This window comes from Erwinia sp. S43, from assembly GCF_016624745.1.
Lineage (GTDB): Bacteria > Pseudomonadota > Gammaproteobacteria > Enterobacterales > Enterobacteriaceae > Erwinia > Erwinia coffeiphila.
Window position 1 is genome coordinate 66,449 of the sequence record NZ_JACVTX010000002.1, and the last position, 14,283, is coordinate 80,731.

The 14,283-nt window shown below is 55.7% G+C and carries 9 protein-coding genes; 4 read left to right on the forward strand and 5 right to left on the reverse strand.

What is annotated here, in order from left to right; translation table 11 throughout:
• On the forward strand, window positions 1–1,677 hold the full coding sequence (gene betA / locus IBT47_RS02565) for a choline dehydrogenase (RefSeq protein WP_105591761.1): 1,677 nt from the start codon (window positions 1–3) through the stop codon (window positions 1,675–1,677).
• Between the two features lie 81 nt (window positions 1,678–1,758).
• Here betA and IBT47_RS02570 read toward each other — a convergent pair whose 3' ends face one another.
• Window positions 1,759–3,138 (reverse strand): GGDEF domain-containing protein, encoded by a 1,380-nt coding sequence (locus IBT47_RS02570; RefSeq protein ID WP_105591762.1) that lies wholly within the window; start codon window positions 3,136–3,138, stop codon window positions 1,759–1,761.
• 452 nt (window positions 3,139–3,590) lie between these two features.
• Between IBT47_RS02570 and IBT47_RS02575 the strand changes: the two genes are divergently transcribed.
• A complete protein-coding gene (locus IBT47_RS02575) occupies window positions 3,591–5,780 on the forward strand; it encodes a TonB-dependent siderophore receptor (protein ID WP_200559036.1) in 2,190 nt (729 codons plus the stop codon).
• An 86-nt stretch (window positions 5,781–5,866) separates the two neighbouring features.
• Here the strand turns inward: IBT47_RS02575 and IBT47_RS02580 are convergent, their stop codons facing one another.
• Window positions 5,867–6,283, reverse strand: coding sequence for a hypothetical protein (locus IBT47_RS02580; RefSeq protein ID WP_200544931.1), 417 nt, complete (start codon window positions 6,281–6,283; stop codon window positions 5,867–5,869).
• A 412-nt stretch (window positions 6,284–6,695) separates the two neighbouring features.
• Here IBT47_RS02580 and IBT47_RS02585 point away from each other — a divergent pair, with 412 nt between their 5' ends.
• Complete coding sequence (locus tag IBT47_RS02585; protein WP_200559037.1) at window positions 6,696–7,634, forward strand: omptin family outer membrane protease; 939 nt, start codon at window positions 6,696–6,698, stop codon at window positions 7,632–7,634.
• 48 nt (window positions 7,635–7,682) lie between these two features.
• Here the strand turns inward: IBT47_RS02585 and IBT47_RS02590 are convergent, their stop codons facing one another.
• From IBT47_RS02590 to IBT47_RS02600, 3 genes are read right to left on the reverse strand one after another with little or no spacing between them, the layout of a single operon-like run.
• Window positions 7,683–9,272, reverse strand: a complete 1,590-nt coding sequence (locus IBT47_RS02590; protein ID WP_200559038.1) for an ABC transporter substrate-binding protein — start codon at window positions 9,270–9,272, stop codon at window positions 7,683–7,685.
• 3 nt (window positions 9,273–9,275) lie between these two features.
• The gene (locus tag IBT47_RS02595) at window positions 9,276–10,961 is read right to left on the reverse strand and encodes a hydantoinase B/oxoprolinase family protein (protein WP_200559039.1); all 1,686 of its coding nucleotides are present in this window, start codon (window positions 10,959–10,961) and stop codon (window positions 9,276–9,278) included.
• Window positions 10,958–13,069, reverse strand: a complete 2,112-nt coding sequence (locus IBT47_RS02600; protein ID WP_200559040.1) for a hydantoinase/oxoprolinase family protein — start codon at window positions 13,067–13,069, stop codon at window positions 10,958–10,960. The genes IBT47_RS02595 and IBT47_RS02600 overlap by 4 nt, the downstream gene beginning before the upstream one ends.
• Before the next feature lie 227 nt (window positions 13,070–13,296).
• Here IBT47_RS02600 and IBT47_RS02605 point away from each other — a divergent pair, with 227 nt between their 5' ends.
• The gene (locus IBT47_RS02605) at window positions 13,297–14,283 is read left to right on the forward strand and encodes an ABC transporter permease (RefSeq protein WP_200559041.1); all 987 of its coding nucleotides are present in this window, start codon (window positions 13,297–13,299) and stop codon (window positions 14,281–14,283) included.

Below are 14,283 nucleotides of genomic sequence, written 5' to 3' on the forward strand. Positions count from 1 at the left end.
ATGGAATTTGATTACATTATTATCGGTGCGGGTTCGGCAGGTAACGTGCTGGCCACCCGCCTGACCGAAGACGCCAACATTAACGTGCTGCTGCTGGAAGCGGGAGGTCCGGACTACCGCTTTGATTTCCGCACGCAGATGCCAGCGGCGCTGGCCTTCCCGCTACAGGGAAAACGCTATAACTGGGCGTATGAAACCGACCCTGAGCCGCACATGAACAACCGCCGTATGGAGTGCGGGCGCGGTAAAGGCCTGGGCGGTTCTTCGCTGATTAACGGCATGTGTTACATTCGCGGCAACGCGCTGGATCTTGACGGCTGGGCGCAGCAGCCCGGTCTGGAGAACTGGAGCTACCTTGACTGCCTGCCGTACTATCGCAAGCTGGAAAACCGCGACACCGGCGCCAACGACTGGCATGGTGCAGATGGTCCGGTGAGCATCACCACACCCAAAGCGGGCAACAATCCGCTGTTCGCGGCGATGGTGGAAGCGGGGGTGCAGGCAGGCTATCCGCGCACCGACGATCTGAACGGCTATCAGCAGGAAGGCTTCGGTCCGATGGATCGCTTTGTGACGCCGAAAGGCCGCCGCTCCAGCACCGCACGCGGCTACCTGGACCAGGCCAAACCGCGCCCGAACCTGAAAATCATCACTCACGCGCTGACCAACCGCATTGTGTTCGACGGCAAACGCGCCGTGGGCGTGGAATACCTGGTGGGTGACGGCGATACGCTGCATCGCGCCAGCGCCCGTAAAGAAGTGCTGCTCTCCGCCGGGGCGATTGCCTCGCCGCAGATCCTCCAGCGCTCCGGCGTGGGCCCGGCTGAGCTGTTAAAACAGTTTGATATCCCGCTGGTGCACGACCTGCCCGGCGTGGGTGAGAACTTGCAGGATCACCTGGAAATGTACCTGCAGTACGAGTGCAAAGAGCCGGTTTCGCTTTACCCGGCGCTCAAATGGTGGAATCAGCCGAAAATCGGCGCGGAGTGGCTGTTCAACGGCACCGGTATTGGTGCCAGTAACCAGTTTGAAGCCGGTGGCTTTATCCGCAGCGATGCCGCGTTTGCCTGGCCGAATATTCAGTATCACTTCCTGCCGGTGGCGATTAACTACAACGGCTCCAACGCGGTAGAAGCTCACGGCTTCCAGTGCCACGTCGGTTCAATGCGCTCCAAAAGCCGGGGCCGCGTGCAGCTGAAATCCCGCGATCCGCGCCAGCACCCGAGCATTCTGTTTAATTACATGGCAGATGAAGAGGACTGGGTTGAGTTCCGTGCGGCAATCCGCATCACCCGCGAGATTATCAATCAGCCTGCGCTGGATGCCTTCCGTGGCAAAGAGATCAGCCCCGGTGACGCGTACCAGACGGACGAAGAGCTGGATGAGTTTGTGCGCAATCACGGCGAAACGGCGTATCACCCGTGCGGCACCTGTAAAATGGGCACCGACGAGATGGCGGTGGTCGACGGAGAAGGGCGCGTGCACGGCCTGGACGGCCTGCGCGTAGTGGATGCCTCGATTATGCCGCTGATTATCACCGGCAATCTGAATGCCACCACCATTATGATCGGTGAAAAGATTGCCGACGCCGTTCGCGGCCGCGCGCCGCTGCCGCGCAGCACCGCCGACTACTACGTGGCGGGCGATGCGCCGGTTCGCGGCAAGCCTTTGCGTTAATTCTCTTCCGTTCAGACTCCGGATGGCGTGGAGCAGGGATGCTACGCCACGGGGTTTACTCGCTAATCGACTAACTCAAACTTAAAAACGCTCGATGCGGTTTCTGCCGTTACCCTTCGCGGTGTACAGCGCGGCATCAGCGTTTTTCAATAACAGGTTATAGTCAGGATGGCCGTTATGGATCGCATAGCCGATACTGACGGTGATCTGGATAGTTTCCCCCGGCAGCACTTCAAACGGCGTACTGGTGATCGTTCTTCTTATCCGCTCCAGCGAGGTGCGGGCGTCGAACTCGCCGGCCTCCACCAGGATCAGCAAAAACTCTTCGCCGCCGTAGCGGAACAGATAATCGCTCGAGCGGATATTATCGCCCAGCAGCCCGGCAATATGCATCAGCGCACGGTCGCCAACCGGATGGCCCCATTTATCATTTATTTTCTTAAAGTAGTCGGCGTCAATTATCGCCACGCTGAGCGGCAATTTATTTTCAATTGCCAGACTCACCTCGTGTTTTAATATTGTTGGCAGATAGCGTTTGTTGAGCAGATTCGTCAGCGCATCTTTACCGTCCTTCATATTAGAAGCATCGCTGAATAACATCTCCAGATTCATATGTATCTGCTGGCAGTTGGAATGAATAACGCGTAACAGCTCCTGCGTTTTTTTCACTTCCAGCTCCACGCTGGTATCAATGCCCAGTATTTCCCGGTCGATAACATCGATTAACTGGCGAATTTCACTAACCTTACGATCTTCACCGAAATTCTTAACGCATTTATGCCGGAACCACAGGCCGAACCCGGAACTGGACAGGCTGATTAACGACTCCGTGTTCCTGGCTCCGCTCACCAGATCGTACATGACTGTGTTTTCCCAGCTGGACAGAGCCGCCTGCTGCTTGCCCTGTTCCAGGTCAGAATTGTTCATCAGCACGTGCAGACGATAGGACTCCTCGTTCTGCGTAGCGCGGTGATGCGACATCGCATAAGCATGACTCATGAGTTCTATCGCCATATCAATAGCCATTGATGAGTAATGCTTCACTTCAAAAATGACCGCACGATCGGCGTCATACTCTTTCAGATACTGGTAGATGCCGTATTTAATCTGGCGGGAGCCGCGCTGAACAAACTGGATGGGAATGCCGATTCGTGCATGGACTCCGCCAATGTGGTACTGCTGTTTGGCCAGCGGTTCCAGCTCATCGGTCTTCACGCAAAGTACGGCTTTTAGCCATTTGATCAGCGAGCGACTCAGCTGCACCTGAACCAGTTCATAAGAAAGATGCGAGGCGGTATCAGGGTCTTTCAGCATGCTGTCGTAGAATTTACTGGTCAGCTTTTCCGACTCGCATTCAGCTATCTGAGATAATAACGCCACGGTATCTTCGCGTAGGCTCTTTCTTAAAGGAATCCATTCATTAAGAATGACTGATATGTACTGATCTATCTCATGTTGCATAATTCTACACCAGTGGAAATTCAGACGATTTTAACAACAACTTTATCATGGCTTTAGCATAAAACACTAATGAATATCATTTATTTTGCGGGGTGGGAATTATTGATAATAACGCAGACAGTCTTAATAATTAGCCCTAAGATTCTGGCTTTAAAACAAAATCAGGTATTCATTTAAGACGAAATTTGAATTAACCAAATTTATTTAAAACTCTGACCAGAATCGTTGAATAACGTTTTTATTTCACCCTCATCTGAGTTTTATCATCAACGCCATTCTTTTTCCCGGGAATTTTCATACTGATAGATTGCCGCACTGATGTTACAAATAGTGTTTACATGTTAACAGTTATTAATATAATAAGAATTATCATTATCGCTGGCAGATATGATTTTATCGGCTGGAGGACGCTGACAGCCGCATTTTTCTCCTTATAAGGGAATTTGATTACCATGAAGTACCGTTACCTTTGGGTTTTAAATCCTTGTTTACTGATGATGTGTTCCACCGGGAGCTGGGCAGAGGGAAAGAAAGACGACACGCTGGTGGTGGCCGCCAGCCGCGCTAACCACAGCGTGACCGATATGGCGCAAACCACCTGGGTAATAGAGCAGGGTGAAATCGAGCAGCAGGTGCAGGGCGGGAAAGAGCTGAAAGAAGTGCTGGCGCAGCTGATCCCCGGTATGGATGTCAGCAGCCAGGGGCGCACCAACTACGGCATGAATATGCGCGGCCGCTCGATGATGGTGATGGTGGATGGCGTGCGCCTGAACTCCTCGCGCAGCGACAGCCGCCAGCTGGACTCCATCGATCCGTTTAATATCGAGCGCATCGAAGTGATTTCCGGAGCCACCTCGCTTTATGGCGGCGGCAGCACCGGCGGCCTGATCAACATCGTCACCAAAAAAGGCCAGGCGGGCACCCAGGTCGAGTTTCAGACCGGGCTGAAAAGCGGCTTTAACAGCCATAACGATCGCGACGAGAACATTGCCGCTGCGGTCAGCGGCGGTGATGAAAAAGCCTCTGGCCGGGTATCAGTAGCGTATCAGCGCTACGGCGGCTGGTATGACGGCAAAGGCAACGAAGTGATCATCGATAATACCCAGACCGGCTTGCAGTATTCAGACCGCCTGGATCTGATGGGCACCGGCACGATCAATATCGACGAGACCCAACAGCTGCAGCTGACCACGCAGTATTACAAAAGCCAGTCCGACGGTAAGCACGGCCTGTACCTCGGCGAAAACTTCTCGGCGGTCACCGGCAGCGGCAATGCCTATAACCAGGGCAATCTGGATTCCGACCGGCTGCCGGGCACCGAACGCCACCTGATTAACCTGCAGTACGCCAATACCGATTTCTGGGGCCAGGATCTGGTGGCGCAGATTTACTATCGTGATGAAAGCCTGAGTTTCTATCCGTTCCCGACGCTGTCCGCCGGTAAAGTCACTTCGATTGGTGCCTCGCAGCAGAAGACCGATTTCTACGGCGGCAAGCTGACCATCAACAGTAAGCCGCTGGACGATCTGACCCTGACCTGGGGTGTCGATGCCGAGCATGAATCTTTCAATGCCAACCAGCAGTTCTTTGACCTTGCCCAGGCGGCGGCCAGCGGCGGCATGAAGCTGGACAATGCTTACAACGTCGGGCGCTATCCGGGCTACAGCATTACCAATCTGGCCCCGTTCCTGCAAAGCAGCTACGACATCGCCGCGATTACCCTGAGCGGCGGCGTGCGCTATCAGTACACCGAAAACAAGGTTGAGGATTTCGTCGGCTACGCGCAGCAGCAGGCTATCGCCAGCGGCAAAGCGACCTCCGCCGATGCCGTGCCGGGTGGCAAAACCGATTACAACAATCTGTTATTCAACGCGGGCATCCTCGGCCACCTGACGGAACGCCAGCAGCTGTGGTTTAACTTCTCGCAGGGCTTTGAGCTACCGGACCTGGCAAAGTATTACGGTTCCGGCACCTATCAACTGAACAACGGCCACTACAACCTGCTTAACAGCGTCAACGTGAATAATTCCAAACTCGATGGTATCAAGGTCGATTCTTACGAGCTGGGCTGGCGCTTTATCGGCGATAACCTGCGTACGCAAATCGCCGGTTATTATTCGCTGTCGGATAAAACCATCAGCATCAATAAATCCGATATGACTATTAATATTGATGACGATAAGCGTCGGATTTACGGTGTGGAAGGGCAGGTGGACTACTTCTTTGACGACGGTGAATGGAGTACCGGTGCCAACTTTAACGCCATCAAATCTGAAACCCGCGTTGACGGCCAGTGGAAGAAGCTGACCGTAGACAGCGCCAGCCCGTCGAAAGTCAGCACCTGGATCGGCTGGGCACCGGGAGACTGGACGCTGCGCCTGCAAAGCACCCAGACCTTCTCACTGTCCGATGAGGCCGGTAAGAAAATTGATGGCTACAACACGGTGGATCTGCTGGGAAGCTACGCGCTGCCGGTCGGCAAGCTGAGCTTCAGCGTGGAAAACCTGCTGGACGAGGATTACACCACCGCATGGGGGCAGCGTGCGCCGGGGCTCTACAGCCCGACCTACGGCGCTGCTGGGCTGTATACCTATAAGGGCCGTGGCCGCACCTTTGGCCTGAATTATTCGGTACTTTTCTGATGACATTGCCGCCTGTTAACGCAGGCGGCTTTCTGAATCGGACGAATTGTCATCCGAAGACAATCCATCGGCGGATCGCCCGGCGGTTATTTCACCTTAAACTTTCCCTGCTTCCACTGTTTTACCGTATTGGCTTTTGCTGCCGGGCTTTGAATATAACCAATCCCCCACGAGCCCACGCCATACTGGTAAATCTGGTTTTTATACGCGCCCTCAGCGCTGGCTTCTTTCGCATAGGGTGCCACGGTATCCTGGAATGCCATAATACCTTCATTGGTGCCAAAGTCGGGCCAGTCGGTAATAAACTTTTTAATATCCGCTGCACCTTTCTTGCAGGCTTCAATCAGGTCGTTATAGGGGATTTTTGCCTCTTCTTTGATTAACGATTTGGCATTGTAATCGCAGTTATATTCAATATAGGCACTGACCGCTTTATCGTAATCCGTTTCGGCAAGGACGGGCTGGGACAGCATCGCTGCGGCGATAAAAACACTGTATTTCATCTGGTTACCTCTCCATAAACCTGTCATAACGCACGCTAAGTTGCGTTTCCATGATCCTCAGTCGTGTCACGTCCTGGCTCTGCCTGACGCGTTCAGATTGAGGATGTCCACCGTTCTGCTTATTAAGATATCGGTGTCTGATGATTATCAAATGTAGCGACACATCCTGACATCAGGCTATTTTTAACACAACATGAAAGTTATTCATTGGAAAAATAAACCCAGTGACAAATTTCATTACGCGAAATAAGGCGGTGGATTTTTAAAATCTACTACGAATCATCCCATCACCATATCACCCGCATGATTCCGATTTCATCTTAATAGAATCCTTACACTTGCTTTACAATTTGTCATGTTTTAATCTGCGCGCGCAGTTTAAGGATTAATATAATTACCCACAGGAAATATAATGAAAAAAAGTATTATCTGCATGATGGTGATGGCTGGGATTTCCGGAACGGCTTCCGCTGAGTCTTCACAATATATACCGAATTTATCCTCTGACAGCCTCAGCGTTGCCACCTCCGTGGGCCTGCTGAGCGGCAAATCAACCGAGCTGGTTTATGACGAAACGACCGGCCGTAAACTCAGCCAGCTGGACTGGAAAATCAAAAATGTGGCGATCCTGAAAGCGGATTTCTCCTGGGATGCCTACTCATTCCTGACGCTGAACGCGCGCGGCTGGACATCGCTGGCATCCGGTTCCGGTCATATGGATGATTACGACTGGGACAACAGCAATCAGTCAGGCTGGACCGACCATTCGTCTCACCCGAGCACCGACGTCAACTACGCCAACGAGTATGACCTGAACGTGAAGGGCTGGCTGCTGCGTGGCGAGGACTACAAAGCCGGGATCGTGGCCGGTTATCAGGAAACGCGCTTTAGCTGGACGGCGACCGGTGGGTCTTACAACTACGATAACGGCAGTACCGTGGGTAACTTCCCGAATGATCAGGTCGGCATTGGCTACAGCCAGCGCTTCACCCTGCCGTATATCGGTCTGGTAGGTCAGTACCGCTTCAATGACTTTGAATTCAATACTCAGTTCAAATTCAGTGACTGGGTCCGCGCGCACGATAACGACGAACACTACGTTCGCGAACTGACTTTCCGTGAGAAGACGTCCGGCTCTCGCTATTACGGCGTGTCCGTTGATGCCGGTTACTACGTGACGCCAAACGCCAAAGTTTTCGCTGAATTCAGCTACAGCAAATACGAAGAAGGTAAGGGCGGCACGCAGATTATCGACAACAGCACCGGTGAGTCTGGCTCAATCGGCGGTGATGCGGCCGGTATTGCTAACAAAAACTACACCGTGACCGCGGGTCTGCAGTATCGCTTCTGATCCTGACATCGCGTGAGGGAAGCCGTCAGCGACGGCTTCCCTCATCTCTTACTGCTTCTCCAGCCAGACCTGCGAAAGATTCCCCTCCACGCCGTCGGCGGTCACCGAATGATCGTGAACCTTGCGGTTGTAGATAGTAATAAACTGCGGTGATATCAGATTGATATCGGGCAGTTCCTGTTCAACGATTTTCTGGAAGGCTTTAAACTCCTCAACGCGCTTCTGCGGATCGTTTTCAACCTGAGCGGCTTCCAGCAGACGGTCAACTTCCGGGTTGTGATAATCCGATGCATTAGAGAACGGCACGCCCTTGCGGAAGTTTTTCGACCAGTACACGCGCTGCACGCCCACCGTCGGGTCGTACAGATTGCTGTGCCCGTTTATGGTGAAAGAGAAGTCCCTGTCGGTATAGATGCGGCGCACAAAGCTGGAGAGATCCTGAGCGCGCAGCGTGACTTTAATACCGATTTTCGCCAGCGCCGAGCGGGTGTATTCCGCCGTTTTGCGCAGATCCTCTGAGATTGGATTGTAATCCAGCGTCACGCTAAACCGCGTACCGTCGCTGCCTTTGGCAAAGCCCGCCTGATCCAGCAACGCATTAGCTTTCTTGATATCAAAGTCATAAGGAGACGGAGAAGGGTCGTGATAGGCCTTAATCCCCGGCGCAATCGGTGACGCTGTCACCTGGCCCAGACCAAAGTAGGCCACCTGCAAAATCACATTACGGTTAATGGCATGAGCAACGGCCTGCCGCACCCGCAAATCTTTGAAATGCGGATCGTCGAGGTTGAACTGTAACGAACTGACGTTGTAGGAGTAGCTGTTGCCCTTGGTTTCAAAGCCCAGCTGCGGCAGCGTTTTCAGCCGTGCCACATCATTCAGCGCCACCGGGGTACGATAGCCCAGATCCGCATCGCCGGTTTCAAACGCCACCGAGCGCGCTGCCGCATCGGGAATAAACTTCACCACCAGCTGATCCAGGTACGGGCGATTGTTATCCCAGTAGTGAGGATTCCGCTTATAGAGGATGTAGCTGCCCCGCACCCACTTGTCGAAGACATACGGACCGGTGCCAATCGGTGCGTTGTTGTGCGGATTGGTCAGAGCGTCAGTACCGTCGTAAATGTGTTTGGGCACAATCGGTGACTCGGCGGCGGCAAACGCTTTAATCAGATAGGGGGCGGGTTTCGACAGCACCAGCACCGCCGTCAGCGGGTCGGGCGTTTCCACTTTCGTGACGTTGGCGAAGGTACTGGAGGCACGCGGATGCACCTTTTTCAGCAGCTCAATGGAAAACGCCACATCGGCAGACGTGAAATCCTGCCCGTCGTGCCACTTCACGCCGGGGCGCAGATGGAAGGTGTATCGCGTGCCGTCCGGGCTGACCTCCCAACTTGTTGCCAGCTGGGGTTGAGGATTGAGCTCATAATCATAGCTCAGCAGCCCTTCGGTAACCTTGGCGCTGACGCTGAGTGCAGGCGTGGCGACCGTGGTCAGCGCAATCAGCGCGGGTGGCTCATAGTTCAGCACCAGATTTAACGTACCGCCCTTTTGCGGCTCGGCGGCCTGTGCGCCACCGCCAATCAGGCTGGCACCCAGTGCCAGCGCCAGCAGCGAGCGGCGAAATGTCTCAAGCATGTTTTACTCCGTTTTATTCGTTGATTGAGCCGAATGGCCGTACGATGTCGCAGCGGCCTGGGGGCTGATAAGCTGGTGGGTGAGGTCGCGGGCAACGCTGGCGGCAGGGCGTTCGCGGGGATTGCCCAGCCCGCCGCCGCCGGGCGTTTCCACAATCAGATGACTGCCTGGCGGCACAATCTGCCGACCTTTACCGGACAGCGTCTCGCCGGTGGAGAGCGTCACCCGGCCCGGTGCACCGGCCAGACCGCCCTCGGCACCCTGCGCCGGGAAGTGAATGCGATCCCACGCCGCGCCAAGCTCCATTGGCAGATCCTGGCCGTGTGACAGTTCTATCACCTGGCCCAGACCACCGCGCTGCTGGCCCGCTCCGCCGGAATCCTGACGATATTCTTTGCGCCAGAACACCACCGGGCTGATCGACTCCAGGATCTCCAGCGACACGTTACGTACCCCGCTGGGGAACGACGTGGTGGACAGCCCGTCAAGCCGGGGACGTGCGCCGGTGCCGCCGGTTGAAAAACTGGTGATGGAAAAACGAGGCTGCGTCAGGGTATTAACGGCATCGTATTCCGGCAAAATATGGCCGCCGGAGAGCTGAATATTCCACAGGCAGGATGCCCCCTCGGCCGGGACTTCTCCGGGGCGTGCCTGCCGCAGGCAGTTGAACACCACGTCGGGCAGCATCTGGCCAATAATATGGCGGGAGGTGACCGCCGCCGGATAAGGCGCATTGAGTATCGACCCCTCCGGCGCATCAATTTTAATCACGCCGAGAGAACCGGCATTATTGGGAATATCGGCCCCGATCAGGCATCGAATGCCGAAGGAGGTATAGGCGTCGGTATAGGCCTTGACGACGTTAATCCCTTTAGCAACGAAGCCCGCACTGCCGGCAAAATCAACGTGAATGCCGTCGTGGCCGAGGGTCAGTTTCGCCTGTAGCCGCAGCGGCTGGTCGTAGCCGTCAACCCACAGTTCACTTTCCCAGCTGCCGGCAGGCCAGCTTCTGACCGCTTCCAGCATCGCCTGCTCGGAACGCGTCAAAATATACTCGCCCACCTCCAGCAGATCGGTCAGGGCAAACTCGTCCAGCAGCGTCAGCAGACGGCGGGCACCCACATCGTTACAGGCCACCAGCGCCAGAAAATCGCCCTCCACCTGCGCCGGTTCCCGAACGTTGGCCTTCACGATATTCAGCACGGTCTGGTCGAGCCGTCCGGCATGGATAAATTTGAGGATCGGCAGGAATAATCCCTCATGCCAGATCTGCTGACCGTCCGGTCCCGGGCCTAAGCCGCCGATATCAATCACGTGCAGCGTAGAGGCAAACAGCGCCACCGGGCGCTGGTGATGAAATACCGGCGTAACCATGGTGATATCGTACAGGTGTCCGGTGCCTTTCCAGGGGTCGTTGGTCAGCAGCACATCCCCAGGCTGTAGGGTATCCAGCGGGAATTCACGCAGGAAATGCTTAACCGACTCCGCCATCGAGTTGACGTGCCCCGGCGTGCCGGTAACCGCCTGAGCGATCATCCGCCCGTCAGGTAAAAATACCCCGGCGGACAGATCGCCCGCTTCGCGCGTGGCAGTACCGAATGCGGTGCGGATCAGCGCCTGCGCCTGCTCTTCTACCACCGAAATCAAACGATTCCAGATCACCTGAGACTGAATAACCTGTTGGCTCATTGTGCCGCTCCTGACAGGGGTTGACGTTCCAACAGCAGATGGCCTTCGCGGGTGCTGCTGACCGTAAAGCGTTCATCCACCAGCGTGGTGGTTTCGGGATCGACCACGACCAGTGGACCGGGGCGCTGCCCCGCGTGCGCAATATCGGCACGGGTCACGACCGGCACCTGAATCCGCTGCTGCTGTTGAAGGGAGTAGATCGTGCGTTCGGCCGCACCGGCAGTCGGCACGGTCGGCTCGCCGGGAGCAGGGAAGGCAATTTCCGGCGCGGCCGTGGTGGCAGTGACCGTCCAGCTGATGGCTTCCACCGCCACGTGATCGAGGCTGCGGCCGTAGAGCTGGCGATAGGTCCGGGTAAAGCGTTCATGCAGTGCGGTCAGCTCCTGCTCATCAACGTGCTGCCCCTCAAGCGGTATCGCCACCTCATGTCCCTGACCGGCATAGCGCAGATAAACGCTGCACTGTAGCGTGACTTCCGCCGTTTCATCGGCCTGCTGAACGATGCGGTGGGCCTGCTCGCTCAGTGTTTCCAGCAGTGCATTGACGGCAGGATAGTCGGGGTTATCCAGTCGCTGATAAAAGCTGCGCACGGCCTGATAGGACGCCGGTGCCCACAGAAAACCCAGCGCCGACCCTACGCCTGCGGCATGCGGGATCACCACGCGATCGATGCCCAGCTTGCCGGCCAGTCGGGCGGCATGCAGCGGTGCCGCACCGCCAAAGGCAATCAGCGTGTAGCTGTCCACCTGCTTACCGGATTCCGTGGCGTGAACACGCGCCGCGTTAGCCATGTTCTCGGCAATAATTTCAGTAACCGCCAGTGCGGCTTCATCCGTTCCCAGCCCCAGCGGTTTGCCGATCTGCTGCGTCAGCGCCGCAGCGGCTTTAGCAACATTCAGCTCGACTTTGCCACCGGCAAAACTGGCCGGATCGAGTAGCCCCAGCTGCGCATTGGCATCGGTAATCGTGACCAGTTCACCACCGAGGTTATAGCTGACCGGGCCGGGGGCAGAACCGGCGCTGTCGGGCCCCACCTGCAGGCGCTGCAAATGATCGATGCGGGCAATCGATCCCCCTCCGGCACCGATTTCCACCAGGTCGATCACCGGAATACGAATCGGTAAGCCGGAGCCTTTCTGATGACGATGCACGCGGCCAAACTCGAAGCTGCGGGAGATTTGCGGTTGGAAACGATCGATAAAGCAAATTTTGGCCGTAGTACCGCCCATATCGAATGACAGAACCTTTTGCAGACCGAGCTGGCTGGCGATATTACTCGCCAGAATCGCACCGCCCGCCGGGCCGGATTCCACCAGACGGACCGGTTCGCGGATGCCGTTTTCCAGGGTGGTAATGCCGCCGCCGGAGGTCATCAGATAGGGCGGAACCCGCAGACCGCGCGTTGCCAATTGCTGTTGCAGGCGGTGCAGATAGCCCGCGACCAGCGGCTGCACGTAAGCATTGGCTGAAACCGTTGACAGTCGCTCGTACTCGCGTATTTCAGGGCAGACCTCGCTGGAAAGTGACACGGTCACACCGGGCAGCAAATCGCGCAGGATCTCAGCGGTGCGCTGTTCATGCTGCGGATTGATAAAGCTTTGCAGATAGCCAATCGCCACGCTCTCGAACTGCTGCGCCCGCAGCTCTGCCGCCAGCGCGACAACCTGCGCTTCGTTGAGCGGAATGCGCACCTGTCCCTGGGCATCAATGCGTTCTTCTACGGTGAAGCGCCATTCGCGCTCAACCAGCGGCCGGGGCTTTTGCAGAAAAACGTCATACTGGGCAAAGCGATCTTCCTGGCCGATTTCAACCAGGTCGCGGAATCCGGCAGTGGTAATCAATGCCGTACGCGCGCCTTTGCGTTCAATCAGCGCATTGGTGGCTAGTGTCGTCCCCAGAATCAGCGCATCAATATCGTTGAACGTTAATTTCGCCTGATCCAGCACGTCGCTGATGCCGGTAATCACCGCACGTTCCGGTGCGTCGGCACTGGTGAGAATTTTTGCGGAAAATTGCGTACTGCCGTGCAGCATCACGATATCGGTAAATGTCCCGCCAACATCTACAGCAACCCGGTTAACGGGGCCGTTACCCCCTCTCTCTGACATACCTTCGCCTTTATACATAATAAAAAGTGGAGGGCGTCATTAACCGGCATCAGGTAAACGATGGCTACTGAGTATTTCGGGTTAACTCATTCGATATTTGCAAAAGCGGTCATGGCTCCTCAATCGTCTTATTTCAGAAAAGGTTTCCCGGAAAAATTATTAAGTGAGAAAAACATCGCCTGTTAATTTCGACCCTCTCCACAGATTGTGATTTAAGGACGCTGGCTATGCAGCGAGAGCGCCATTGGCTGCTGATATTTCTGTTTAAAAGTGCGCTTCAGGTCGTGCCAACGTTTATTGGTATTCTGTTGATTATGTTTATCATCCTCAAAACTATTCCCGGTGATGCGGTTGACGTACTGGCGGGGGAGTCGGGCGGAGCCAGCGCCGCCAGCATGGCGCTGATGCGTGAGCAGTACGGTCTGAACCTGCCCGGCTGGCAGCAGTTTCTTAACTGGGGCAGCCACATCCTGCAGGGTAATCTGGGATTTTCCCCCCGCTTTAATACTCCGGTCAGCACGTTGATTCTTTCACGGCTCCCCGCCACGCTTATTTTAATGCTGGCCGCGCAGGCCATTGCGTTAATTATTGGCGTAATTTTCGGTGTGCTGATGGCGTTATTCGTCGGGCGCTGGCCTGACCGGGTATTATCACTCGTCAGCCTGCTGCTTTATTCCCTGCCCGGATTCTGGATTGGACTGATGCTGCTGGTGCTGTTTTCCGTGCACCTCGGCTGGCTGCCCAGCAACGGCAATATGACTATCGGTGCCGATCTGCACGGCTGGGCCTATATCAGCGATCGGCTGAAGCATGCGGTGTTACCGGTTCTGTCGCTGGCGAGTTTTTTCCTGGCGATTTACGCTCGCCTGACGCGCGCGGCGATGCTGGAAATCGCCCATCAGGATTTTGTGCGTACCGCTCATGCCAAAGGGCTGTCGCCGCTGCGCGTCACGCTGGTTCACACCCTCCGCTGCGCGTTAATTCCGCTGGTCACCGTGAGCGGTATGCATATCGCGACGCTGCTCAGCGGCGCGGCGGTGGTGGAAACGGTGTTTTCCCGGCCGGGGCTGGGCAGGCTCGCGCTGGATGCGGTGATGGCGCGCGACGTTAATATCCTGCTGGGCATCCTGCTGTTCTCCTCACTGATGGTGATACTCGCCAACTTTATTGTGGATCTTCTCCACGCCTGGTTAGACCCCCGTATTGCGAGATGA

What these genes read in the sequence shown, in the direction of transcription:
- IBT47_RS02575 (WP_200559036.1), top strand. Translation starts at nt 3,591, where the DNA reads ATGAAGTACCGTTACCTTTGGGTTTTAAATCCTTGTTTACTGATGATG.
- IBT47_RS02580 (WP_200544931.1), bottom strand. Translation starts at nt 6,283, where the DNA reads ATGAAATACAGTGTTTTTATCGCCGCAGCGATGCTGTCCCAGCCCGTC.
- IBT47_RS02605 (WP_200559041.1), top strand. Translation starts at nt 13,297, where the DNA reads ATGCAGCGAGAGCGCCATTGGCTGCTGATATTTCTGTTTAAAAGTGCG.
- IBT47_RS02570 (WP_105591762.1), bottom strand. Translation starts at nt 3,138, where the DNA reads ATGCAACATGAGATAGATCAGTACATATCAGTCATTCTTAATGAATGG.
- IBT47_RS02600 (WP_200559040.1), bottom strand. Translation starts at nt 13,069, where the DNA reads ATGTCAGAGAGAGGGGGTAACGGCCCCGTTAACCGGGTTGCTGTAGAT.
- IBT47_RS02585 (WP_200559037.1), top strand. Translation starts at nt 6,696, where the DNA reads ATGAAAAAAAGTATTATCTGCATGATGGTGATGGCTGGGATTTCCGGA.
- betA (WP_105591761.1), top strand. Translation starts at nt 1, where the DNA reads ATGGAATTTGATTACATTATTATCGGTGCGGGTTCGGCAGGTAACGTG.
- IBT47_RS02590 (WP_200559038.1), bottom strand. Translation starts at nt 9,272, where the DNA reads ATGCTTGAGACATTTCGCCGCTCGCTGCTGGCGCTGGCACTGGGTGCC.
- IBT47_RS02595 (WP_200559039.1), bottom strand. Translation starts at nt 10,961, where the DNA reads ATGAGCCAACAGGTTATTCAGTCTCAGGTGATCTGGAATCGTTTGATT.